This is a genomic window from Kitasatospora sp. NPDC058444, assembly GCF_042721415.1.
In the GTDB taxonomy this organism is placed as follows: domain Bacteria; phylum Actinomycetota; class Actinomycetes; order Streptomycetales; family Streptomycetaceae; genus Kitasatospora.
In genome coordinates, this window is record NZ_JBHXLL010000028.1 from 36,428 (window position 1) to 59,046 (window position 22,619).

General features: G+C 73.1%; 24 protein-coding genes and 1 pseudogene. 23 read left to right on the forward strand and 2 right to left on the reverse strand.

Annotated elements, in window-relative coordinates; all coding sequences use genetic code 11:
- The first annotated feature begins 174 nt into the window (after window positions 1–174).
- The 23 genes and pseudogenes from dop to ACFWP2_RS26140 all read left to right on the forward strand — a co-directional run bounded on the left by dop (window position 175) and on the right by ACFWP2_RS26140 (window position 21,340).
- On the forward strand, window positions 175–1,686 hold the full coding sequence (gene dop, locus ACFWP2_RS26030) for a depupylase/deamidase Dop (protein WP_380455522.1): 1,512 nt from the start codon (window positions 175–177) through the stop codon (window positions 1,684–1,686).
- Between the two features lie 174 nt (window positions 1,687–1,860).
- Window positions 1,861–2,079, forward strand: a complete 219-nt coding sequence (locus ACFWP2_RS26035; protein WP_049652012.1) for a ubiquitin-like protein Pup — start codon at window positions 1,861–1,863, stop codon at window positions 2,077–2,079.
- 132 nt (window positions 2,080–2,211) lie between these two features.
- Window positions 2,212–2,289 (forward strand): annotated as a pseudogene (locus tag ACFWP2_RS26040) (recombination endonuclease VII); the annotation flags it as partial.
- Entirely contained in the window at window positions 2,286–3,083 is a 798-nt protein-coding gene (gene prcB, locus ACFWP2_RS26045; protein ID WP_380455662.1) for a proteasome subunit beta, read from the forward strand. The pseudogene ACFWP2_RS26040 and the gene prcB, both read left to right, overlap by 4 nt.
- A 31-nt stretch (window positions 3,084–3,114) precedes the next feature.
- Complete coding sequence (gene prcA / locus ACFWP2_RS26050; protein WP_380455525.1) at window positions 3,115–3,870, forward strand: proteasome subunit alpha; 756 nt, start codon at window positions 3,115–3,117, stop codon at window positions 3,868–3,870.
- 121 nt (window positions 3,871–3,991) lie between these two features.
- Window positions 3,992–5,353 (forward strand): Pup--protein ligase, encoded by a 1,362-nt coding sequence (gene pafA / locus ACFWP2_RS26055; RefSeq protein WP_380455527.1) that lies wholly within the window; start codon window positions 3,992–3,994, stop codon window positions 5,351–5,353.
- Window positions 5,354–5,522: 169 nt separating this feature from the next.
- Window positions 5,523–6,512, forward strand: coding sequence for an FKBP-type peptidyl-prolyl cis-trans isomerase (locus ACFWP2_RS26060; RefSeq protein ID WP_380455529.1), 990 nt, complete (start codon window positions 5,523–5,525; stop codon window positions 6,510–6,512).
- 202 nt (window positions 6,513–6,714) lie between these two features.
- Window positions 6,715–8,028 (forward strand): FKBP-type peptidyl-prolyl cis-trans isomerase, encoded by a 1,314-nt coding sequence (locus tag ACFWP2_RS26065; RefSeq protein ID WP_380455531.1) that lies wholly within the window; start codon window positions 6,715–6,717, stop codon window positions 8,026–8,028.
- Window positions 8,029–8,173: 145 nt separating this feature from the next.
- Window positions 8,174–8,590 (forward strand): FKBP-type peptidyl-prolyl cis-trans isomerase, encoded by a 417-nt coding sequence (locus ACFWP2_RS26070; protein WP_380455533.1) that lies wholly within the window; start codon window positions 8,174–8,176, stop codon window positions 8,588–8,590.
- A 177-nt stretch (window positions 8,591–8,767) separates the two neighbouring features.
- Entirely contained in the window at window positions 8,768–9,742 is a 975-nt protein-coding gene (locus tag ACFWP2_RS26075) for a helix-turn-helix transcriptional regulator (RefSeq protein ID WP_380455535.1), read from the forward strand.
- 26 nt (window positions 9,743–9,768) lie between these two features.
- Window positions 9,769–10,695 carry a helix-turn-helix transcriptional regulator gene (locus ACFWP2_RS26080; protein ID WP_380455664.1) on the forward strand — a complete coding sequence of 309 codons (927 nt, stop codon included), beginning with the start codon at window positions 9,769–9,771 and terminating at the stop codon, window positions 10,693–10,695.
- Window positions 10,696–10,697: 2 nt separating this feature from the next.
- A complete protein-coding gene (locus tag ACFWP2_RS26085; protein WP_380455537.1) occupies window positions 10,698–10,928 on the forward strand; it encodes a hypothetical protein in 231 nt (76 codons plus the stop codon).
- A gap of 21 nt (window positions 10,929–10,949) precedes the next feature.
- Entirely contained in the window at window positions 10,950–11,162 is a 213-nt protein-coding gene (locus ACFWP2_RS26090) for a hypothetical protein (RefSeq protein WP_380455539.1), read from the forward strand.
- A gap of 208 nt (window positions 11,163–11,370) precedes the next feature.
- Window positions 11,371–11,670, forward strand: a complete 300-nt coding sequence (gene tatA / locus ACFWP2_RS26095) for a Sec-independent protein translocase subunit TatA (RefSeq protein ID WP_380455541.1) — start codon at window positions 11,371–11,373, stop codon at window positions 11,668–11,670.
- A gap of 163 nt (window positions 11,671–11,833) precedes the next feature.
- Window positions 11,834–12,727 carry a twin-arginine translocase subunit TatC gene (gene tatC / locus ACFWP2_RS26100; RefSeq protein ID WP_380455666.1) on the forward strand — a complete coding sequence of 298 codons (894 nt, stop codon included), beginning with the start codon at window positions 11,834–11,836 and terminating at the stop codon, window positions 12,725–12,727.
- A 150-nt stretch (window positions 12,728–12,877) separates the two neighbouring features.
- Window positions 12,878–14,053 carry an NAD(P)/FAD-dependent oxidoreductase gene (locus ACFWP2_RS26105; protein ID WP_380455543.1) on the forward strand — a complete coding sequence of 392 codons (1,176 nt, stop codon included), beginning with the start codon at window positions 12,878–12,880 and terminating at the stop codon, window positions 14,051–14,053.
- Between the two features lie 56 nt (window positions 14,054–14,109).
- Window positions 14,110–14,427 (forward strand): (2Fe-2S)-binding protein, encoded by a 318-nt coding sequence (locus tag ACFWP2_RS26110; protein ID WP_355250421.1) that lies wholly within the window; start codon window positions 14,110–14,112, stop codon window positions 14,425–14,427.
- On the forward strand, window positions 14,408–15,808 hold the full coding sequence (locus ACFWP2_RS26115; RefSeq protein ID WP_380455546.1) for an NAD(P)/FAD-dependent oxidoreductase: 1,401 nt from the start codon (window positions 14,408–14,410) through the stop codon (window positions 15,806–15,808). Before ACFWP2_RS26110 ends, ACFWP2_RS26115 begins: the two co-directional genes overlap by 20 nt.
- Before the next feature lie 190 nt (window positions 15,809–15,998).
- On the forward strand, window positions 15,999–16,862 hold the full coding sequence (locus tag ACFWP2_RS26120; protein ID WP_380455668.1) for a dihydrodipicolinate synthase family protein: 864 nt from the start codon (window positions 15,999–16,001) through the stop codon (window positions 16,860–16,862).
- Between the two features lie 92 nt (window positions 16,863–16,954).
- Window positions 16,955–17,959: a proline racemase family protein gene (locus ACFWP2_RS26125; RefSeq protein WP_380455548.1), complete on the forward strand. Its 1,005-nt coding sequence runs from the start codon at window positions 16,955–16,957 to the stop codon at window positions 17,957–17,959.
- A 50-nt stretch (window positions 17,960–18,009) separates the two neighbouring features.
- Window positions 18,010–19,368: an aldehyde dehydrogenase family protein gene (locus ACFWP2_RS26130; protein ID WP_380455550.1), complete on the forward strand. Its 1,359-nt coding sequence runs from the start codon at window positions 18,010–18,012 to the stop codon at window positions 19,366–19,368.
- The gene (locus tag ACFWP2_RS26135) at window positions 19,368–20,396 is read left to right on the forward strand and encodes a proline racemase family protein (protein WP_380455552.1); all 1,029 of its coding nucleotides are present in this window, start codon (window positions 19,368–19,370) and stop codon (window positions 20,394–20,396) included. Before ACFWP2_RS26130 ends, ACFWP2_RS26135 begins: the two co-directional genes overlap by 1 nt.
- Window positions 20,393–21,340, forward strand: a complete 948-nt coding sequence (locus ACFWP2_RS26140; RefSeq protein ID WP_380455554.1) for an ornithine cyclodeaminase family protein — start codon at window positions 20,393–20,395, stop codon at window positions 21,338–21,340. Before ACFWP2_RS26135 ends, ACFWP2_RS26140 begins: the two co-directional genes overlap by 4 nt.
- 13 nt (window positions 21,341–21,353) lie before the next feature.
- Here the strand turns inward: ACFWP2_RS26140 and ACFWP2_RS26145 are convergent, their stop codons facing one another.
- Window positions 21,354–21,686: a hypothetical protein gene (locus tag ACFWP2_RS26145; RefSeq protein WP_380455556.1), complete on the reverse strand. Its 333-nt coding sequence runs from the start codon at window positions 21,684–21,686 to the stop codon at window positions 21,354–21,356.
- A gap of 121 nt (window positions 21,687–21,807) precedes the next feature.
- Entirely contained in the window at window positions 21,808–22,365 is a 558-nt protein-coding gene (locus tag ACFWP2_RS26150; RefSeq protein ID WP_380455670.1) for a TetR/AcrR family transcriptional regulator, read from the reverse strand.
- Between the last annotated feature and the right edge of the window lie 254 nt (window positions 22,366–22,619).

Here is a 22,619-nt window from a genome sequence, read left to right on the forward strand (position 1 = left end):
GCTGTGGCGCCTCGCGGCCCCGCAGCCGGACGGCGCGTCTCCGGGCCCGCCGCTCGGCGCCGGGTTCTAGGCTCGACCCACCGTCCGCGGGCAGAGGCCCGGCGTCGGTGTTGTTCGGCGGTACGTCAGCGTGCTCCGCCCGTCGGGGGCGGCGCACCGGGCAAGGAGGGCCGCATGACCGTACGGCGCGTGATGGGCATCGAGACCGAGTACGGGATCTCCGTGCCCGGGCACCCCAACGCCAACGCCATGCTCACCTCGTCCCAGATCGTCAACGCGTACGCGGCGGCGATGCACCGGGCACGGCGGGCCCGCTGGGACTTCGAGGAGGAGAATCCGCTGCGCGACGCACGGGGGTTCGACCTGGCCCGCGAGGTCGCGGACGCCAGCCAGCTGACCGACGAGGACATCGGCCTCGCCAACGTCATCCTCACCAACGGGGCCCGGTTCTACGTGGACCACGCGCACCCCGAGTACAGCTCGCCCGAGGTGACCAACCCGCGCGACGCGGTGCTCTGGGACAAGGCCGGCGAGCGGATCATGGCGGCCGCCGCGCAACGCGCGCTGGAGCTGCCCAACGGGCAGAACATCCACCTGTACAAGAACAACACCGACAACAAGGGCGCCTCCTACGGCACCCACGAGAACTACCTCATGAAGCGGGCGACACCGTTCGCCGACATCGTCCGCCACCTCACCCCGTTCTTCGTCTCCCGCCAGGTGGTCACCGGCGCCGGCCGGGTCGGCATCGGCCAGGACGGCTCGGCGAACGGCTTCCAGATCAGCCAGCGGGCGGACTACTTCGAGGTCGAGGTGGGCCTGGAGACGACGCTCAAGCGCCCGATCATCAACACCCGGGACGAGCCGCACGCCGACGCCGAGAAGTACCGCCGGCTGCACGTGATCATCGGGGACGCCAACCTCTCCGAGATCTCCACCTACCTCAAGCTGGGCACCACCTCGCTGGTCCTGTCGATGATCGAGGACTCCTTCATCGCCGCCGACCTCGCCGTCGACCAGCCGGTGCGCACCCTGCACCGGGTCTCCCACGACCCGACGCTCAAGCACCTGATCACCCTGCGCAACGGGCGCCGGCTCACCGCCGTCCAGCTCCAGCTGGAGTACTTCGAGCTGGCCCGCAAGTACGTCGAGGACCGCTTCGGCACCGACGCGGACGAGCAGACGGTGGACGTGCTGGCGCGCTGGGAGGACGTCCTGGGCCGGCTGGAACGCGACCCGATGTCGCTGTCCCGGCAGCTGGACTGGATCGCCAAGCGGGAGCTCCTGGAGGGCTACCGCACCCGGGACGCCCTGGAGTGGGACAACCCCCGGCTGCACCTGGTCGACCTCCAGTACGGCGACGTACGGCCCGAGAAGGGCCTCTACAACCGTCTGGTGGCCCGCGGGCGGTTCGAGCGGCTGGTCACCGAGGAGGAGGTCGAGCGGGCCGTCTCCAAGCCGCCGGAGGACACCAGGGCGTACTTCCGCGGCCGCTGCCTGGAGCAGTACGCGGACCACGTCGCGGCGGCCTCCTGGGACTCGGTGATCTTCGACCTGCCGGGCCGGGACTCCCTGCAGCGCGTTCCCACCCTGGAACCGCTGCGCGGCACCCGCAACCACGTCAAGGAGCTGCTGGACCGCTGCCGTACGGCTGAGGACCTGCTCCGGGTGCTGTCCGGCGGGTAACTTTTCGATCACCATGGGTGAACGTCCGCCGAATGGGAATCATCCGGGGTGGCAGCGGGTGTTGGACAGGAAGCGCCACCGGCAAACCGGGAGCGGCAGTCGCACCTTGTGTATAGGGTCGGTGCAGCAAGCAACGACCGAACCGTGCCAGACGAATCGAGCGGGGTGAGGGAAATGGCGAGCAAGGACACCGGCGGCGGCCAGCAGCGGGCAAACCGTTCCTCCGAGGAGGTCGAGGAGCAGGCCGCGGAAAGCCAGAATTCCGAGGACCTCAAGGAGCGCCAGGAAAAGCTGAGCGACGACGTCGACGCGGTGCTGGACGAAATCGACGAGGTCCTCGAGTCGAATGCCGAGGATTTCGTGCGCGGATTCGTCCAGAAGGGCGGGCAATAGTCCGCACCGGGCATTCCGAATTCACGGTCGCGACCGTCCTGGGCGGCCGGGCGGCGAGCACCGCCCGGCCGTCCGGCACCGGCCCCTCCACCCGTGGACAGTGATCGTCGGGCGGGTAGGGTGCGGGCAGCGCGCGCTTCAAGCTACCTGGAAGGAATCGTGTGGAAGCCAACACTCGTGGCACCGGGCGTCTACCGGCTGCCTTCCTGACCCCGGGGTCGTCCTCGTTCATCGACTTCCTCGCCGAGCACCGGCCGGAGCTGGTCCCCGGTCACCGCGGGCTCCCCGAGGGGGCCGTGGTCGAGGCCCCGCACGGGACCACGATCGTGGCCGCGGTCTTCGACGGCGGCGTGGTGATCGCGGGTGACCGCCGGGCGACGATGGGCAACGTGATCGCCCAGCGCGACATGGAGAAGGTCTTCCCGGCCGACGAGTTCAGCGCGGTCGGCGTGGCCGGCACCGCGGGCCTCGCGATCGAGATGGTCCGGCTGTTCCAGCTGGAGCTGGAGCACTACGAGAAGATCGAGGGCACCACGCTCTCCCTGGAGGGCAAGGCCAACCGGCTCACCACCATGATCCGGGGCAACCTGGCCATGGCGATGCAGGGCCTCGCCGTGGTGCCGCTGTTCGCCGGCTACGACCTCGACCTCGGCCGCGGGCGGATCTTCAACTACGACGTCACCGGCGGGCGGTCCGAGGAGCGCGGCTTCACGGCGACCGGCTCGGGCTCGGTCTTCGCCCGTGGCTCGATGAAGAAGCTCTACCGCGAGGACCTGACGGCCGACCAGGCCGTCACCATGGTCGTCCAGGCGCTGTACGACGCGGCGGACGACGACTCCGCCACCGGCGGCCCGGACCTCGCCCGCAAGATCTTCCCGATCGTCTCGCTGATCACCGAGGACGGCTTCCGCCGGCTCTCCGAGGCGGAGGTCACGGAGGTCGCCGTCGCCATCACCGACGAGCGCCTGGCCCGGCCCAACGGCCCGCAGGCCCCGCTGATCTAGCTTCCACCTCACAGGAAAGGGACGACCGCCGGTGTCGACACCGTTCTACGTCTCGCCCCAGCAGGCCATGGCGGACCGCGCGGAGTACGCCCGCAAGGGCATCGCTCGCGGCCGCAGCGTGGTCGTGCTCACCTACGCCGACGGCATCGTCTTCGTCGCGGAGAACACCTCCAGGGCGCTCCACAAGGTCTCCGAGATCTACGACAAGATCGCCTTCGCGGCGGTCGGCCGCTACAACGAGTTCGAGAACCTGCGCATCGGCGGCGTCCGCTACGCCGACCTGCGCGGCTACTCCTACGACCGGGCCGACGTCACGGCCCGGGGCCTGGCCAACGTGTACGCCCAGACCCTGGGCACCATCTTCTCGTCGGTCGGCGAGAAGCCGTACGAGGTCGAACTGGTCGTGGCAGAGGTCGGCCGCACGGCCGACAACGACCAGATCTACCGGCTCACGCCGGACGGCTCGGTCGTGGACGAGAAGAACTACGTGGTGGTCGGCGGCAACGCCGACTCGATCGGCAACTACCTGGGCCAGCGCCACCGGGCCGGCATGAGCCTCACCGAGGCCGTGAAGGTCGCCGTGGACTCGCTCGCCCGGGACCCCAACGGCGGCAGCCCGCGCAGCCTCACGCCGGAACAACTGGAGGTCGCGGTCCTCGACCGCCAGCGGTTCCAGCAGCGCAAGTTCAAGCGGATCCTGGGCAACCAGCTGGGCCGGCTGCTCGACGGGGACCAGTCCGCCGAGGCGGACGACGAGGACAATCCGGCGGACGGCACGCCGGTGTAGCAGTACCTGGGGAGTCCCGTACGGCGGCCCCACCGCCGTCGTACGGGACTCCGGTGCCCCTGCGGCGGCCCAGTCGTCGTGGAGGCGGTTTCGGACAGCTCCGACAGAGAATGGAGTGCTCATGGACCGCCGGATTTTCGGGCTGGAGAACGAGTACGGCGTGACCTGCACGTTCCGCGGGCAGCGACGGCTGTCGCCGGACGAGGTCGCGCGGTACCTGTTCCGCCGGGTCGTCTCCTGGGGCCGCAGCAGCAACGTCTTCCTGCGCAACGGCGCCCGCCTCTACCTCGACGTCGGCTCCCACCCCGAGTACGCCACCCCCGAGTGCGACGACGTCGTCGAGCTGGTGACGCACGACAAGGCCGGTGAGCGGATCCTCGAAGGGCTCCTGGTGGACGCCGAGCGGCGGCTGCACGAGGAAGGCATCGCGGGGGACGTCTACCTCTTCAAGAACAACACCGACTCGGCCGGCAACTCCTACGGCTGCCACGAGAACTACCTGGTGGCCCGGCACGGCGAGTTCTCCCGGCTCGCCGACGTGCTGATCCCGTTCCTGGTCACCCGGCAGCTGATCTGCGGCGCCGGCAAGGTGCTCCAGACCCCGCGCGGGGCGGTGTACTGCGTCAGCCAGCGGGCCGAGCACATCTGGGAGGGCGTCAGCTCCGCCACCACCCGCTCGCGCCCGATCATCAACACCCGGGACGAGCCGCACGCGGACGCCGAGCGCTACCGCCGGCTGCACGTGATCGTCGGCGACTCCAACATGTCCGAGACCACGACGCTGCTCAAGGTCGGCAGCACCGACCTGGTGCTGCGGCTGATCGAGGCCGGCGTGGTGATGCGCGACCTCACCCTGGAGAACCCGATCCGGGCGATCCGCGAGGTCAGCCACGACCTCACCGGCACCCACCAGGTCCGGCTCGCCAACGGCCGGGAGGCCAGCGCGCTGGACATCCAGGAGGAGTACTACACCAAGGCCCTGGAGTTCGCCGAGCGCAAGGGCATCAACACCGGCACCGTCGCCCGGGTGCTCGACCTGTGGGGCCGCACCCTGGAGGCCGTCCGCACCGAGCGGCTGGACGGGGTGGCCCAGGAGATCGACTGGATCATGAAGTACAAGCTCATCGAGCGCTACCGCGAGAAGCACCAGATGAGCATGTCCAACCCGCGGGTGGCCCAGATCGACCTCGCGTACCACGACATCCACCGCCGCCGCGGCCTGTTCTACCTGCTCCAGGGCAAGGGCCAGGCGCAGCGGGTGACCACCGACCTCAAGACCTTCGAGGCCAAGTCGATCCCGCCGCAGACCACCCGGGCCCGGCTGCGCGGGGACTTCATCCGCCGGGCGCAGGAGCAGCGCCGGGACTTCACGGTGGACTGGGTGCACCTGAAGCTCAACGACCAGGCGCAGCGCACGGTGCTGTGCAAGGACCCGTTCCGCTCGGTGGACGAGCGGGTGGAGAAGCTGATCGCGGGGATGTAGCCCCGGGGCGGCCGGATCGGGCCGCCGTGATCAGGGCGCCGTGATCGGGGCGCCCAAGATCAGGACGCTGGAACCGGCCCCGGTGGTGTCTACCGGGGCCGGACGCGTGCCGGGCATACGCTGTCCGTCGAGTCAGGAGAGCCGACTTCGACCGACAGTTAGGACCACCGTGCGCCGCACCGCCGGTTTGCTTCTCACCCTGCCGCTGCTGCTCGCGGTCGCCTGCAGCAGTTCCCCCAAGGCGGCCGGTCCGGCGACGCCCTCCCCGGCGAGCGCAGCCCCGACGGTGCCCTCGCCGGTCGCCGAGGCGTCACCGATGCCCACTCTTTCGGGTGGCGGATACGGCAGCAAGGCCACCATCACCATTCCCGAGGGCCAGCAGCCCAGCGGCCAGTTCGTGGTGAACACGGTCACCGAGGGCGAGCGGGCGACCGTCAACAAGGGCGACTGGGTGACGGTCAACTACACCGCCAAGGACTGGACCACCGGCAAGGACCTGCCCAGCTCCTACGACGCCAACGGCAAGCCGCAGCTCTACCAGGCCGGCAGCGGACAGCTGGTGCCCGCGCTGGACCAGAGCGTGATCGGCAAGAAGGTGGGCAGCCGGCTGCTGGTGGTGGCGCCGCCGGAGGCGGCCTTCGGCGAGCAGGGTTCCAGCCAGCTGGGCGTCAACAAGGGGGACACCGTGGTGTTCGTGCTGGACATCATGGAGAGCCTGCCCCCGGACTCCACGCTCAGCGGCACGATGACCCAGGCGCCCGCGACGCTGCCGCAGGTCAAGGACAACGGCAAGGCGCCGGTGACGATCACGATCCCGGAGGGGCAGGCCGCGCCCACCGACCTCCAGCAGGCCGTGCTGATCAAGGGCGAGGGCAAGCAGGTCAAGAGCGGGCAGACCCTGGTGGTGCAGTACACCGGGGTGCTGTGGGCCAACGGCCAGCAGTTCGACTCCTCCTGGACGCACGGTGGCGCGCAGGCGGTGCAGATCGGCACCGGCAGCGTGATCGAGGGCTGGGACAAGGGCCTGGTCGGGCAGAACGTCGGCAGCCGGGTCCTGCTGGTGGTGCCGCCGGCGCTCGGCTACCAGGACAAGGCGCAGGGCTCGGTGCCGGCGAACTCGACCCTGGTCTTCGTGATCGACATTCTCGAAGCGGTCTAGGAAGTCACCGGGGGGATTCCGTACGCTTGGGCGGACGCTCGTACAGCGAAGCGTCCGCCCTCATCCTGAGCTGTCATACTGCCCACGCACTGTGGCAGGCGCCGCCCGGCGCCGAGGTCCGGGCGGGCGGTGCGACCGCAGGCCGGCGTGCCCACGCCGGGCGCAGACCTGGAAGACCTCGTGGCGAGATGGATGGGGAGTCATGACTGAGAAGACGCCGAGCCCGGGCGGGGCCGGCACCGCGGCGAACGACGGCTCTGCGGGTGACCCGGCCGACTCCCGTCCCGGCGGTCCGGTCGGCGGGGACCGCGAGTCGATCGTCGTCCCCCCGGCGATCCTGGCGCAGCAGGCCGGCTGGGCGCAGCCCGGCGAAGCGCCGCGCGCCGCGGGCGCGACCAAGACGGACGACGCCCCGCAGATCTTCGCCTCCAACGTGCGCAAGAGCGACAGTTCGGAGGCCGGGTACGACGAGAACCCGCCCGGCGTCGGCAAGCTGGGTGTGATCCTCGGCACGGTCCTGGCCGTGCTGCTGGTCGGCAGCGCCATCACGCTCTACATGGTGAACAAGGACGACTCCAAGGACAGCGCGGCGGCCAAGCCGGACGCGGCCAAGACCGCGCCGCCCACGCCGACCGCCGACCCGGTGCCGCCGATCAAGGACGGCGCCAAGGTGCTGCCGACGGTCGCCGGCGACTTCGGCAAGAAGGCCGAGATCCAGGTGCCGGGCGAGGCCTCCGACGGCTCCTTCGTCGTCAAGGTCCTCACCGAGGGCACCGGCGCCAAGGTGGAGAAGAACTCCTGGACCTCGGTGGACTACACCGCCAAGGACTGGAACACCGGCAAGGACATCCCGAGCTCGTACGACGCCGAGGGGAAGCCGCAGATCTTCCAGGCCGGCACCGACGCGCTGATCCCGGCCCTGGACCAGGCCGTGATCGGCAAGAAGGCCGGCAGCCGGCTGCTGGTGGTGGCCCCGCCGGCCGCCGCCTTCGGCGCCCAGGGCAAGGCCGACATGTCGATCGGCCCCAAGGACGACCTGATCTTCGTGATCGACATCCGCAACGCCAACGCGCCCGACGCGGTGGTGAGCGGAACCGTCACCCCGCCGCCGGCGGACTTCCCGCAGGTCAAGGACAACGGCAAGAAGCCGGCCGAGATCACCCCGGTGGCCGGCGCGAAGGACCCGACGGAGCTGAAGTCGCACGTCCTGATCAAGGGCACCGGGCCGAAGGTGGAGAAGGGCGAGAAGGTCGTCGTCCAGTACACCGGCGCGCTGTTCTCCAGCGGCAAGGTGTTCGACTCCTCGCTCAGCAAGGGCCAGGCGTTCACCTTCCCGGTCGGCGGCGGCCAGGTCATCCAGGGCTGGGACCAGGGCCTGGAGGGCCAGACCGTCGGCAGCCGGGTCGAGCTGGTGATCCCCGCCTCGCTGGGCTACGGCGACAAGGGCCAGGGCGACATCCCGCCCGGCGCGACGCTGGTCTTCGTGGTGGACATCCTCGACGCCGGTCAGGGCTGATCCACTTTCGGGTGACAATGGTGCACGTGTGACCTTCGGGTCCGGCCGCGTGGCCGGACCCGGACGGGCGGCGGGCGCGCGTACGGTGGTTCGTCCGGACTGTTGTCCGGGCCGACCGGTGCGGGCGCCCGCCGCTTGGTCGTGAATGCCAGCGAATGTGAGAAGAGGGACAGGGACTGTGAGCGTCAACCTCAACGAGAAGCCCGAGATCGACTTCCCGATCGGCGACGCCCCGACGGAGCTGCAGATCCGCGACATCGTCGTGGGTGACGGCGTGGAGGCCAAGAAGGGCCAGAACGTCAGCGTCCGCTACGTCGGTGTGACCTTCGAGACCGGCGAGGAGTTCGATGCGAGCTGGAACCGGAGCCCCAACGAGTTCCGCTTCCCGCTGGGCGGCGGCCGCGTCATCAAGGGCTGGGACCAGGGCGTCGTCGGCATGAAGGTCGGCGGCCGCCGCGAGCTGACCATCCCGGCGCACCTGGCGTACGGCGACCAGTCGCCGACCCCGGCCATCCCGAAGGGCTCGACCCTGATCTTCGTGGTCGACCTGCTGGCCGTCTGAGCCCGCCGTGACCGTGGGCCGGACCCCTCCGGGGGCCCGGCCCACGGGCGTGTCCGGGGGCGTTCACGGACGCCGCTTTTGCCGTGCGTACCGCTACCGGTACGGTCGGTCCCGCCGGGTGGTGACAACCCGGTTGGCGCACCCCGCGCGCGGCGCGGCACACCGGAAGGGTCAGCGATGGCGATCGCCAAGGCAGAGCGGCTGATGAATCTCGCCCTGTGCCTGATGAACACCAGACGTCCGCTCTCCAAGAAGGAGCTGCGGGAATCCATCGAGGCATACCGCGAGGCGTGGCAGAACAGCAGCGAGGACGCCTTCAACCGGATGTTCGAGCGGGACAAGGACGACCTGCGCGAGCTCGGCCTGGTGATCGACGTCGACGAGAGCACCCTGGACGGAGAGCTCGGCTACCTGGCCCGCGCCGACCGCAACCGGCTGCCGGAGATCGCCCTCGACGCCGAGGAGGCGGCCGCGCTGACCCTGGCCGCCCGGGTCTGGCAGCAGGCCAAGATGTCCGGCGCGGCCAGCGGCGCGCTGCAGAAGCTGCGCGCGGCCGGGGTGCCGTTCGCCGAGGCCGAGGGCCGCACCGCCCTGGAGCCGCGCATCCCCGCCCGGGAGGCCGCGTTCGAGCCGCTGCTCACCGCCGCCCGGGACCGCCGTCCGGTCACCTTCGAGTACCGCAAGGCCGGGGCCGCCGCCGTCGAGCAGCGCAGCGTCGAGCCGTGGGCGCTGGAGTGCTGGCGCGGGCACTGGTACCTGGCCGGGTACGACCGCGACCGCGGCGACGCCCGGGTGTTCCGGCTCAGCCGGATCACCGGCAGGGTGAAGGCCAGGTCCGGGGCCTTCCTCGGCACCGTGCCCGAGCACGTGGACGTCCGGGCCACCGTGGCCAAGTTCGCGGGGGAGGGGGCCACCGCCACCGCGACCGTCCGGGTCCGCCGGGGCGCCGGCTTCCCGCTGCGCACCAAGGCGCTGGGCAGCACCCGGGTGGACGAGGCCTGGGACGAGCTGGAGATCCCGTACGGCAACGGGCTGGGCGCCGACCTGGCCGAGTTCGGGCCGGACGTGCTGGTGCTCGGGCCGGAGGAGCTGCGGGCGGATGTGGTCGACCGGCTGCGGGCGGTCGCGGGTATCGAGGGAGAGCGTCCGTGAGCAATGCCATCGACCAGACGCGACGGATGCTGTCGCTGGTCACCTACCTGCGTGAGCGGCCCGGGGCCGAGGTCGCCGAGGTGGCCCGGGCGTTCGGGATCAGCGAGCGCGAGCTGATCGCGGACCTCAACGTGCTGCCGATGTGCGGCACCAGCTTCCGCGGCGGCGACCTGCTCGACATCGACACCGACGGCGAGCGGATCTGGTGGCACAACGTCGACGACGTGGCCCAGCCGCTGCGGCTGGCCGCCGACGAGGCGACCGCGCTGCTGGTGGCCGCCCGCGCGGTGGCCGGGCTGCCCGGCCTGCGGGCCGGGGACCGCGAGGCGCTCACCCGGGCCGTCGCCAAGATCGAGAACGCGGCCGGGGAGAGCGCCGAGGGCAGCGCCCGGGTCGGCGTGACCTTCGAGGCGGAGAGCCACGTGTTCGCCGACATCGACCGGGCGCTCAGCGAGGGCCGCCGGCTCTGGCTGCGCTACTACTCGCACGGGCGCGGCGGGATGACCGAGCGCGAGGTCGACCCGATCCGGCTGCTCACCGAGGGCCACACCTACCTCGAGGCCTGGTGCCGCACCTCCGAGGACCACCGGATGTTCCGGCTCGACCGGGTCGCCGAGATCCGCGTCCTGGACACCCCGGCCGACCCGCCCCGGCGCGAGCCGCGCGACCTGAGCGGCGGGCTGGTCAACCCGGCGGCGGACGACCCCGAGGTGGTCGTCGAGGTCTCCTCCGGCGGACGCTGGGTGGCCGAGTACTACACCCACGACCGGGCCGAGGAACTGCCCGACGGCGGGCTGCGGATCACCCTGCGCAGCGCCGACCCCTCCCAGCTGCGCCCGCTGGCGCTGCGGCTGGGCCGGGACGGCCGGATCGTCTCGCCGCCCGAGCTGGCCGAGCAGGCGCGTTCGGCCGCGCGGGAGGCGCTGGCCGCCTACGGGGAGGGGCAGGTCTGAGGGTGGAACCCGGGACGAGATTCAAGGTCTACTGCTCCGAGTGCCGGGAGAAGGTGGAGCTCCCGGCCGAGGACTTCCGGCTGACCCTCGGCCGCACCCCGGCCCAGGCGCACTACAGCTTCGGCTGCCCGCGGTGCGGGGCGGCGGTGCGCAAGCCGGCCGGGGAGAAGATCGTCGAGGCGCTCACCCGGGCCGGGGTGCGTACCATGCGGCTCGTCCCGGCGGAGGGTTAGGCCGCGTATAGGGTGGGGCGCATGTCCTGGATGCTCGTCGCCGCCGTCCTGCTCGCCACCGCGGGCCTGCTGGTCCTCGGGGTCCTCGCGATCCGGCTCTGGCTGGACGTGCGGGCGCTGGCCAAGGGCGTGGACCGGGCCTCGCGGGCGCTGGCCGCGGCCGCCGAGGACCTGGCGGAGGCGATGCCCGCCTCGGGTGACGCGGCCGAGGAGCGGGGCGTCACCGTCTCCTAGCGGAGCGGGGCTCGTAGCACGGTCGGGCCCGCGGTGGTACGGGGGCTGCTGCGCGGGGGTAGGGGCGGGTTACGCTCTCAGTTGGCTCCTGAACCGCGTACCGGGGGCCGCTGTCCTGTTCGGGCGGCCGTCGTCGTGACGTCATCCGCAGCGGTTACCATCCGCAGCGGACGGCCGGTCGGGCTGCCATGACTGAAGGTGGTCGCGCATGCGCATCTCGATGACCGCGATCGTGGTGATCGTGGTACTCGCCATCGTGCTGTTCGGAGCCAAGCGGCTGCCGGACCTGGCGCGCTCACTGGGCAAGTCGATGCGGATCCTCAAGAGCGAGGCCCGGGCGATGCGTTCGGACGGCGGGTCCGAGGAGCCGGCCCGGCCCGCTCCGGCTCCGGTGGACGGCGGTGCGGGCAGGACCGTCCAGTCCGCTCCGGGTGCGTCGGCCACGGCCCGTCCGGTGAACGAGCCCGCCGCCGGGGCCTCCGCGCCCGACGGCGACCGCCCGCACTGAGCGCGGCGTACGTGAGGCACCTGACGCGCGCCGCGCACCCGACGTGCGGGACGCGCGCGACCACGGAGGCCCGCCGACCGGCGGGCCCCGACGCACGAGTTGAGGACCGGGGTTGAGCAAGCTCTCCAAGGCGCCGAAGGCGTCAAAGGATCCTGAGGGGCGGATGGCCCTCGCCGACCACCTGCGGGAACTGCGCAACCGCGTGGTCAAGTCGGTCCTGGCGATCGTGCTGATCACCATCGTGGCGGCGATCTACCACAAGCAGCTGGAGGACTTCCTCCTCAAGCCGCTGCCGCGGTGCGACACCCTGGAGCTGGCCAAGCAGTACCACGGCAAGTGCGCCCAGGTCTCCAACATCGGTCTGACCGCCGGTTTCACCTGGATGCTGAAGGTGGCGCTGACGGCCGGTGTGGTCGCGACGGTGCCGATCTGGCTCTACCAGGTCTGGGCCTTCGTGGCGCCCGGTCTGCACAGGCACGAGAAGAAGTACACGGTCGTCTTCCTCCTCTGCGGGACGCCGCTGTTCCTGGCCGGTGTGGGTGTGGCCATCCTGGTGCTGCCGACCACGGTCGACGTGCTGATCTCGTTCACCCCGAACAACACCACGCCGATCCTGCCGCCCGAGGACTACTTCGACATCGCCACCCGGATGGTGCTGGTCTTCGGCCTGGCCTTCGAGTTCCCGCTGCTGCTGGTGATGCTGAACGTCATCGGCATGGTCACCGGCAAGCGGCTGCTGGGCTGGTGGCGCGGCATGGTCATGGGCATCACGGTGTTCGCGGCCTTCGCCACGCCGAGCGCCGACCCGCTGAGCATGCTGGCGCTGGCCGCGCCGATCTGGGCGCTGTACTTCATCGCGGTGGCGATCGCGCTCTTCAACGACAAGCGGAAGGCGCGCCGCAACCCGGACGCCGGGCTGGACGACGAGGAGGCCTCGCACGTGGACCTCTCGGTGCAGCCGGTGGCCGGTGCGGAGTCCGTCCAGGCCTCGGCGGCCCCGGCGGCCGGCGCGGCGGTGCCGGCGTCCCGCCGCGAGGAGATGGACGACATCACCTGAGCCGGTAGGGCTTGAGGGAGCCCCGGTCCGCCGCTCTGCCGAGCGGTGGGCCGGGGCTCCTCGCCGTTCGCGGCCTTTCCGCTGGTGGGGGCCGGTCGGTTTCGGTGGGGCGGTCTTGGCAGAGCTCATGGCATGTGACATATTACTGGCGTGCTGAAGACCGAGAGACCTCCCCTGGACGTCGTCGTGGTCGGCGCCGGTGTGGTCGGCGCCGCCTGCGCCTACTACGCCGCCCGCGCCGGGCTCGCCGTCGCCGTCGTGGACCGCGGGCCGGTGGCCGGCGGCACCACCGGCGCGGGCGAGGGCAACCTGCTGGTCTCCGACAAGGAGCCCGGCCCCGAACTCGACCTCGCCCTGCTCAGCACCCGGCTCTGGCGCGAACTCGCCGAGCGGCTCGGCCCGGCGATGGAGTACGAGCCCAAGGGCGGCGTGGTGGTCGCCTCCACCGCCGCCGGGCAGGACGCGCTGCGGGCCTTCGCCGCCGGGCAGCGGGCCGTCGGGGTCGAGGCCGAGGAGGTGCCCGGCGAGCGGCTGCGCGAGCTGGAGCCGCACCTGGCCGACGGCCTGGCCGGCGGCTTCCACTACCCGCAGGACGCCCAGGTCCAGCCCGCCCTCGCCGCCGCCCACCTGCTGCGCGAGGCCCGCCGGATGGGCGCCGAGCTGATCACCGGGGAGAGCGTCACCGCCGTCGACCGGGGCCCGGACGGCGCCGTGCGCGGGGTGCGGACCGACCGGCGGCACCTGGCCGCCGCCGCCGTGGTGAACGCGGCGGGCACCTGGGGCGGCGAGATCGCCGCGCTGGCCGGAGTGCACCTGCCGGTGCTGCCCCGGCGCGGCTTCGTGCTGGTCACCGAACCCCTGCCGCGGGTCGTGCGGCACAAGGTCTACGCCGCCGACTACGTGGCCAACGTGGCCAGCGGATCGGCCGGGCTGGAGACCTCCGCCGTGATCGAGGGCACCCCGGGCGGGCCGGTGCTGATCGGCGCCAGCCGGGAGCGGGTCGGCTTCGACCGCACGCTCTCCCAGGAGGTGCTGCGCCGGCTCGCCGGCCAGGCCGCCGCGCTGTTCCCGGTACTCGCCGGCGTCACCGTGATGCGCACCTACCGGGGCTTCCGCCCGTACCTGCCGGACCACCTGCCGGCCATCGGCGCGGACCCCCGGGTGCCCGGGCTGTACCACGCCTGCGGGCACGAGGGGGCCGGCATCGGGCTGGCCCCGGCGACCGGACTGCTGATCAGCGAGCAGCTCACCGGCAAGCAGCCGGAGCTGGACCTCGCGCCGTTCCGGGCGGACCGGTTCCCTTCGAGTGACAGCCCGGCCCGGTGAGCCCCCGCCCGCGACCGCCACACCCGAGATTCCGTCCAGGATTGGAGAAGCCGCCGATGCGCCGCCGCACCCCCGCCGGGCTGGTCGAGGCCGAGCCAGGGCCCGCCCACCACATCGAGTTCGACGGGCGGCCCGTCCCCGCGCTGCCCGGGCAGTCGATCGCCGCCGCGCTCTGGGCCGACGGCGTGCTCGCCTGGCGCACCACCCGGGTCGGCGGCAGGCCGCGCGGGGCGTTCTGCGGGATCGGCGCCTGCTTCGACTGCCTGGCCACCGTCGACGGCCGCCCCAACCAGCGCACCTGCCTGCTCCCCGCGGAGCCCGGGACCACCGTCACCACCCAGGAGGGCCACGGCCGTGCCGACCTCGCCGTCTGAGACCTTCGACCTCGTGGTGGTCGGCGCCGGCCCGGCCGGGCTGGCCGCCGCCGTCACCGCCGCCGACCTCGGGCTGAGCTGCGCCCTGCTGGACGGCGGACAGCACACCGGCGGGCAGTACTACCGGCACCCGGCGCCCGGCCTCGGCGCGGCCCGGCCGGACCGGCTGCACCACCACTGGTCCGCCTACACCGGGCTGGCCGGCCGGCTCGACGCGCACGAGCGCGCCGGGCGGGCCGCCTTCCGGGCCGGGTACCAGGTCTGGGCGCTGGAGCGCACCGACGACGGCTTCGCGGTGCACGTCACCCGCGGGCCGGAGAGCACCGACCGGGCCACCGTCCGGTCCCGGTCGGTGCTGCTGGCCACCGGCGCGTACGAGCGGCAGCTGCCGTTCCCCGGCTGGACCCTGCCCGGCGTGGTCACCGCGGGCGGCGCCCAGGCCATGCTCAAGGCCGGGCTGGTGCTGCCCGGGAAGCGGATCGTGGTGGCCGGCAGCGGCCCGCTGCTGCTCGCGGCGGCCTCCTCGCTGGTCACCGCCGGGGCCGAGGTGCCCGCCGTCGTCGAGGCCACCGCCTACCTCGGGTACGCGCGGCGCCCCGGCGTGCTGGCGGGCGTGCCCGGCAAGCTGGTCGAGGGTGCCGGGCACGGCGGCGCGCTGCTGCGCCACGGCGTGCGGCTGCGCCCGCGCAGCGCGGTGGTCGAGGCGCACGGGACGGACCGGGTCACCGGCGTCACGGTGGCCCGGCTGGACGCCGACTGGCGGCCGGTGCCCGGCACGGAGCGGCGGATCGACTGCGACGCGCTCGCCGTCGGCCACGGCCTGCTGCCGCAGATCGACCTGGCCACCGAACTGGGGGCGAGGACCGTGACCGGGCCGGACGGCGCGGTCGCGCTGGAGGTCGACGCCCGGCTGCGCACCAGCGTGCCCGGCCTGTGGTCCGCGGGGGAGACCAACGGCGTCGGCGGCGCGGACCTCGCGCTCGCCGAGGGCGAGCTGGCCGCGCATGCGGTGGCCGGGCAGCGGCCCGCGGCCGCGCTGCTGCGCCGCCGCTCGCGGCTGCGGGCCTTCGCCGACCTGATGGCCGCCGCCCACCGGCCGGGCCCCGGCTGGACCGGCTGGCTGCGCCCGGACACCGACGTCTGCCGGTGCGAGGAGGTGCCGGTCGCGGCGATCCGGGAGGCCGTCGACGAGCTGGGCGCGGGCGATCCGCGCACCGTCAAGCTGCTCACCCGGGCCGGGATGGGCTGGTGCCAGGGCCGGATGTGCGGTCCGGCCGTGGCCTGCCTGGCCGGCTCGGGTGAGCCTGGGCCCGACCGGCGCCCGCTGGGGTGCCCGGTGCCGCTCTCCCAGCTGGCGGCGGGGCCCACCGCGGAGTCCTAGGGCGTGTCTGACGATTCGCGTCGCGCACCCGGCGCGAATCGTCAGACACGCCCTAGCAGGACGCCCGTCGTCGAACGGTGGGCCGGGGACCTTGTCTCCGGCCTGCCCGCTCTAATAAAATGTCACACCTCATCAAGGAGTTCATGTGTCCATCACCCAGCACGACACCACCCGTCCCTGGCGCGGCATCATGGTCGCCACCACGCTTCCGCTGCGCGCGGACCACTCCGTCGACTACGACGCCTACGCCGAGCACGTCCGCTGGCTGATCGACTCCGGCTGCGAGGGCGTCGTCCCCAACGGCTCGCTGGGCGAGTACCAGACGCTGACCGCCGAGGAGCGCGCCAAGGTCGTCGAGGTCGCCGTCGAGGCGGCCGGCGACGGCTCCCGGGTCATGCCCGGCGTGGCCGCCTACGGCAGCGGCGAGTCCCGCCGCTGGGCCGAGCAGGCCGCCGAGGCCGGCGCCGGCTCCGTCCTGCTGCTGCCGCCGAACGCCTACCGGGCCGACCACGCCTCGGTGCGCGCCCACTACGCCGAGGTCGCCAAGGCCGGCCTGCCGATCGTGGCGTACAACAACCCGATCGACACCAAGGTCGACCTCGTCCCCGCGCTGCTCGCCCAGCTGCACGCCGAGGGCTCGATCGTCGCGGTCAAGGAGTTCAGCGGCGACGTCCGCCGGGCGTACGAGATCGCCGAGCTGGCCCCCGGGCTGGACCTGCTGATCGGCGCCGACGACGTGCTGCTGGAGCTGGCGCTCGCGGGCGCGGTCGGCTGGATCGCCGGCTACCCGAACGCCCTGCCGGCCGCCTCGGTGGCGCTCTACGACGCCGCCGTCTCCAAGGACCTGGAGACCGCGCTGCCGCTGTACAAGTCGCTGCACTCGCTGCTGCGCTGGGACTCCAAGACCGAGTTCGTCCAGGCCATCAAGCTCTCCATGGACATCGCCGGGCGCCCCGGCGGCCCGGTGCGCGCCCCGCGCCAGCCGCTCACCCCGGAGATCGAGGCGGCCGTCCGCGCGGCCACCGAGAAGGCGCTGGCCGACGGCCTGGTCTGACAGCCGCGCGACTCCGGGCCTCCGGGCCGGCTGCGGCGGCAGTCGGCCCGGCCCACCCCCACCATCCGAACCTGTACGGGAGTTTGTGACCCATGCGCAGCCGCCACGTGTTCCACGCCGTCGACTCGCACACCGAGGGCATGCCGACCCGGGTGATCACCGGCGGCTTCGGCGTCATCCCCGGCGCCACCATGGCCGAGCGCCGGGTGCACTTCCAGGAGCACCTGGACCACTTCCGCACCCTGCTGATGTACGAGCCGCGCGGCCACGCGGCCATGAGCGGCGCGATCCTCCAGCCGCCGACCCGGCCGGACGCCGACTTCGGCGTGCTCTACATCGAGGTCTCCGGACTGCTGCCGATGTGCGGGCACGGCACCATCGGGGTCGCCACCGTGCTGGTCGAGACCGGGATGGTCCCGGTGGTCGAGCCGGTCACCACCGTACGGCTGGACACCCCGGCCGGACTGGTGGTCGCCGAGGTGCGCGTCGAGGACGGTGCCGCCAAGGCGGTGACCATCCGCAACGTGCCCTCCTACTCCGTCGCCCTGGACCGCAAGATCGAGGTGCCCGGCTACGGCACGGTCACCTACGACCTCGCGTACGGCGGCAACTTCTACGCCATCCTGCCGCTCGCCGAGTTCGGGCTGCCCTTCGAGCGCGAGCGCAAGCAGGAGATCCTGGACGCCGGCCTGGCGATGATGGACGCGATCAACGCGAGCCCGGACCGGCCGGTGCACCCGGAGAACCCGTCCATCCACAGCTGCCACCACGTCCAGCTGCTCGCCCCCGGCTCCACCGCCGAGCACTCCCGGCACGCGATGGCCATTCACCCCGGCTGGTTCGACCGCTCGCCCTGCGGCACCGGCACCTCGGCGCGGATGGCCCAGCTGCACGCGCGCGGCGAACTGCCCCTCGGCCGGGACTTCCGCAACGACTCCTTCATCGGGACCACCTTCACCGGGCGGCTGGTCGAGGAGACCGAGGTGGCCGGACGGCCCGCGGTGGTGCCCACCGTCACCGGGCGGGCCTGGGTCACCGGCACCGCCCAGTACTTCCTCGACCCGAGCGACCCGTTCCCGGCGGGCTTCCTGCTCTGACCCCTCCTTCCTCCTTCGTTCCCCGTACCTCCCTCGAAGGGCTGCTGGCTGTGACCATCACCTCGTACAACCCCGCCGACCCCGACGACCTCGTGGTCGCCGTCGAGGAGCCCGGCGCCGAGGCCGTGCGGGCCGCCGTCGGGCGGGCCCGGGCGGCGCAGGGCGACTGGCTCGCCGCCGGGGCGGGCGCCCGCTCGGCGGCGCTCGGCCGGATCGCGGACGCCGTGGAGGCGCACGCCCACGAGCTGGCCGCGCTGATCGTGCGCGAGGTCGGCAAGCCGCTGGCCGAGGCGCTCGGCGAGGTCGCCCGCACGGCGGCGATCTGGCGCTACTACGCGCAGGCGCCGTACGCGCCCTCCGGGGCGGTGCACGAGACCGCCGCCGGTCCCGGGCTGCTGCTCACCCGGCGCCGCCCGTACGGGGTCGCCGGGCTGATCGCGCCGTGGAACTTCCCGCTGGCGATCCCGACCTGGAAGGCCGCACCGGCCCTCGCCGTCGGCAACGCGGTGGTGCTGAAGCCGGCGCCCGAGGCGACGGCCTGCGCGTTGCGGCTGGCGGAGCTGGCCGGGCTGCCCGAGGACGTGTTCACGGTGCTGCCCGGCGGGGCCGAGGAGGGCGCCGCGCTGGTGGAGACCGCGGACGTGATCTCCTTCACCGGCTCGACCGGCGTCGGCCGGGCCGTGGTGCGGGCGGCGACCGAGCGCGGGGTGCCGGTGCAGGCCGAACTCGGCGGGCTGAACGCCGCGCTGGTGCTGCCGGACGCCGACATCGCGCAGGCCGCCGGGCACATCGCCGCGGCGATCGCCGGGTACGCCGGGCAGAAGTGCACCGCCACCAGCCGGGTGATCGCGGTCGGCGCCGCGTACGAGCCGCTGCGCGAGGCACTGGTCAAGGCGCTGGCGGCGGTCGACGACGCGGTCTGCGGGCCGGTCATCAACGCCGCCGCCCGGGACCGGCTGACCGGCGCCGTCTCCTCGGCGGTCGAGACCGGGGCCGTCGTCCTGGCGGGCGGCCGGGTGCCCGAGCGGGTCGGCTGGTACGTCGAACCGACCCTGCTCACCGAGGTGTCGGCCGAACACCCGCTGGCCCGCGAGGAGTTCTTCGGCCCGATCGCGGTGCTGCACGCCGCGGCCGACCTGGACGAGGCCATCGCGCTCGCCAACGACACCCCGCACAGCCTCTCCACCTCCGTGCACACCCGCAGCCTGGACGTGGCGCTGGCCGCCGCCGACCGGCTGGACGCGGGCATGATCCGGGTCAACGCCCCCTCCAGCGGCGTCGACTTCCACCTGCCCTTCGGCGGGGCCAAGGGCGCGAGCCACGGCGAGCGCGAACAGGGCCAGGCCGCGCTGGACTTCTACACCGTCAGCCGGACCGTCAGCGTGCTGCCGGGCGGAGGTGCGCTCTGATGTTCGTGCGGACGGTCGACTACCACACGGCCGGCGAGCCGTTCCGGATCGTGCTGGACGGCGTGCCGCCGATCCCCGGCGACACCGTGGCCGAGCGCCGGGCCATCGCGCTCGGCGCGGGCGGCAGCGCGACGGCGCCCCGGCCCAGCGCGCTGGACGACGTCCGGCAGCTGCTCGTGCGCGAGCCGCGCGGCCACGCCGGCATGTACGGCGGCTTCCTGGTGCCGGCGGACGACGACGAGGCACACCTGGGCGTGCTGTTCTGGCACAAGGACGGCTACTCCACCGCCTGCGGGCACGGCACCATCGCGCTCGGCGCCTGGGCGGTGGACTCCGGACTGGTGCCGGCCCCCGAGGACGGCGTGGCGCGGGTGCGGATCGACGTGCCGTCCGGCCGGGTCACCGCCCTGGTGCACCGGGTCGGCGGACGCACCACCGGGGTGACCTTCCGCAACGTGCCCAGCCGGGTGACGGCGCTGAAGCTGCCGGTGGAGACCTCGCTCGGCACCGTGGAGGTCGCCGTGGCGCACTCCGGCGCCTGCTACGCCTCGGTGCCCGCGGCCGCCCTCGGGCTCGCCGTGGAACCGGAGCAGCTGCCCGAACTCACCTCCGTGGGACGGGAGATCAGGGCGGCGCTGGCCGGCGCCGAGGCGGTCGCCCACCCGACGGACGCCCGGCTGTCGGGCGTGTACGGGGTCGTGCTGTACGACGAACTCCCCTCGGCGGACGGGGTGTTGAACCAGCGGAACGTCACCGTCTTCGCCGACGGCCAGATCGACCGCTCGCCCTGCGGCTCCGGCACCTCGGCCCGGCTGGCGGTGCTCGCCGCCGAGGGACGGCTGGCCCCCGGTGAGCCGCTGCGGCACGAGTCGATCATCGGGACGGTCTTCTCCGGCCGCTTCCTCCCCGGCGGTGACCCGCTGGGCGAGGGCGTGGTCACCGAGGTCGGCGGGACGGCCTTCCGCACCGGCGAGCACGGCTTCGTCCTGGAGCCGGGCGACGAGCTGGGAGCGGGGTTCCTGCTGTGACCTCCTCGAATCCGACCGCGCTGTCCGGAACGGTGGTTGTGCCGCTCCAGTACGCCGTGACGGGCACCGGCGGGGTCGGGCCCGCCGGTGCGGTGGGGGCGATCGAGCGGGTGCTGCTGGACGGGTTCGACCCGGAAGCGGCACCCGCCCGGTCGGTCGTACCGGTGCCCGCCGGGGAACTGCTGCTGATGCCGGCCGCCGCCGGGCCGTACGCGGGCGTGAAGATCGCCGGGGTCGCGCCCGCCAACCCCGAGCAGGGGCTGCCCCGGATCACCGGCAGCTACCTGCTGCTGGACGGGCCCACCCTGCAGCCGCTCGCCCTGCTGGACGGCGCCGCGCTCACCGCGCTGCGCACGCCCGCCGTCACCGCGGCCGCGCTCAAGCGGCTGGCGGTGCCGGAGGCCGAGCACCTGGTGCTGTTCGGCTCCGGGCCGCAGGCCTACGGGCACCTGGACGCCCTGCTCGCCGTGCGGCCGCTGCGCCGGCTCACCGTGGTGGCGCGCAATCCCGAACGGGCCGAGGCGCTGGCCGCGTACGGGCGGAAGCTCGGGCTGACCGCCGAGGTCGGCGGGCCGCGGGCGGTCCGCGACGCGGACCTGGTGGTCTGCTGCACCACCGCGCGCACGCCGCTGTTCGACGGCGCCCTGGTGCCCGCGCACGCGGCGGTGGCGGCGGTCGGCTCGCACGAGCCGGACGCCCGGGAGGTCGACGAACTGCTGGTCCAGCGGTCCGAGTTGTACGTGGAGGCGCGTACGGTCGCGGACCGGGAGGCCGGGGACCTGCTGATGGCGGGCGTGACCGGGCGGCAGCTGTGGAACCTCGCCGAACTGGTGCGCGGTGACGCGCTGGTGCCGGACGGGCGGCCGCGGTTCTTCAAGAGCAGCGGAATGGCCTGGCAGGACCTGGCCGTCGCGGCGGAGGTGTACCGGGCCGTGGCGGTCTAGCCTCCCCGGCGGCTCAGTCGCCGTAGAGGCATAGCCAACTGCCCGTGACGGCGGCGCAGTTGGCGAGCAGGTTGCGCAGGTCGCGGACGGCCGCCCGCTGTTCCTCGGTGGTGCAGCGGGCGAGCAGGGCGGTGGCCTCCTCGAAGGCGGCGCCGGCGTCCTGCTCGTTGAACAGGGTGTCGCCGTACGGGTCGATCCGGCCGAGCCGGTGGTCGGACGGGCGGGCGTGCTCGGCCAGGGCGTCGGCGAGACCGGCGCCGTGGCCGGTGGACAGGTGCAGCAGGTTCGGGCTGGTGCGGCGGCCGTTGTTCGGGCGGCCGTCGTACAGTGCCGCTTCGATCGACAAGTGCGTTACTCCTGGCCGTGGTCGGGGGTTGTGGAACCGGAGCCGGCGCAGCGGGAAGGGATCCCCCGCTGCGCCGGCTCCTCGCGTTTTCCGGGCGTCCCGCCGGTGACGGTCGCGGGTTTCAGGCCCGGTCGTCGGCGTAGGCGGTGAGCAGGCGGGCCAGGTGCTTGCCGGTGACCAGCAGCGGTTCCTCGCTGCGGGCGACCTGGGCGGCGAGCTCGGCGCCCTCCAGGGTGCTGATCACGGTCCCGGCCAGCTCGCGGGCGTCCTGCGCGCCGATGCCGGCGGCGAGGAGCCGTTCCGTCACCACGGCCCGCCAGTTGGCGAAGGCCTCAGCCACCGCCTCCTCGATCACCGGCACCCGGCCGACCGTCTCCAGGGCCGTGCTGGTGATCGGGCAGCCGTCCTGCCAACCGGACTCGCGCAGTTCGGTGGCGAGCAGCCGGGTGCAGGAGGTCATCGCCTCGCCCAGGTCCGGCGAGGAGCCGAGCCCGGCGCGCAGCAGGACGGCGAACTCCTCGTCCCCGTGCCGGATCGCCTCGGCGGCCAACTCCTGCTTGCCGCCCGGGAAGAAGTGGTAGACGGAGCCGAGGGTGGCTTCCGCCTCGCGGGAGATCTGCTTGATCCCGGTGCCCTCGTACCCCTGGCGCTGCAGCAGCCGGGAGGTGGCCCGGACGATCCGCTCGCGGGTGCCGGGCTTCGCTTCTCCGGCCTTCGCGTGCGTCTTCGCGTGCGTCCTCGCGTTCGCGTTCGTTTTCGCGTTCGGGCTCGGGTTCGTCCTCGCGCTCGTCCTCGCGTCGGCTCTCTCGGGCGTGTTCACGGCGCGATCCTAGCCGAGTTTCTGGGTAGAGCGTTCGTTCTACTCCTGTGCTAGCGTCGGCTCCGGCGCCCTGGATAGAGCGCTCGTTCTAGAGGACCGGTTCCGGTGAAGGG

Bases quoted from the DNA above. Each gene is read 5' to 3' on its own strand.
- tatC (WP_380455666.1), top strand. From the start codon at position 11,834: ATGGCCCTCGCCGACCACCTGCGGGAACTGCGCAACCGCGTGGTCAAG.
- tatA (WP_380455541.1), top strand. From the start codon at position 11,371: ATGCGCATCTCGATGACCGCGATCGTGGTGATCGTGGTACTCGCCATC.
- ACFWP2_RS26035 (WP_049652012.1), top strand. From the start codon at position 1,861: ATGGCGAGCAAGGACACCGGCGGCGGCCAGCAGCGGGCAAACCGTTCC.
- ACFWP2_RS26125 (WP_380455548.1), top strand. From the start codon at position 16,955: ATGCGCAGCCGCCACGTGTTCCACGCCGTCGACTCGCACACCGAGGGC.
- ACFWP2_RS26070 (WP_380455533.1), top strand. From the start codon at position 8,174: ATGCCAGCGAATGTGAGAAGAGGGACAGGGACTGTGAGCGTCAACCTC.
- dop (WP_380455522.1), top strand. From the start codon at position 175: ATGACCGTACGGCGCGTGATGGGCATCGAGACCGAGTACGGGATCTCC.
- ACFWP2_RS26090 (WP_380455539.1), top strand. From the start codon at position 10,950: ATGTCCTGGATGCTCGTCGCCGCCGTCCTGCTCGCCACCGCGGGCCTG.
- ACFWP2_RS26065 (WP_380455531.1), top strand. From the start codon at position 6,715: ATGACTGAGAAGACGCCGAGCCCGGGCGGGGCCGGCACCGCGGCGAAC.
- ACFWP2_RS26080 (WP_380455664.1), top strand. From the start codon at position 9,769: ATGCTGTCGCTGGTCACCTACCTGCGTGAGCGGCCCGGGGCCGAGGTC.
- ACFWP2_RS26135 (WP_380455552.1), top strand. From the start codon at position 19,368: ATGTTCGTGCGGACGGTCGACTACCACACGGCCGGCGAGCCGTTCCGG.
- ACFWP2_RS26075 (WP_380455535.1), top strand. From the start codon at position 8,768: ATGGCGATCGCCAAGGCAGAGCGGCTGATGAATCTCGCCCTGTGCCTG.
- ACFWP2_RS26110 (WP_355250421.1), top strand. From the start codon at position 14,110: ATGCGCCGCCGCACCCCCGCCGGGCTGGTCGAGGCCGAGCCAGGGCCC.
- ACFWP2_RS26120 (WP_380455668.1), top strand. From the start codon at position 15,999: ATGGTCGCCACCACGCTTCCGCTGCGCGCGGACCACTCCGTCGACTAC.
- pafA (WP_380455527.1), top strand. From the start codon at position 3,992: ATGGACCGCCGGATTTTCGGGCTGGAGAACGAGTACGGCGTGACCTGC.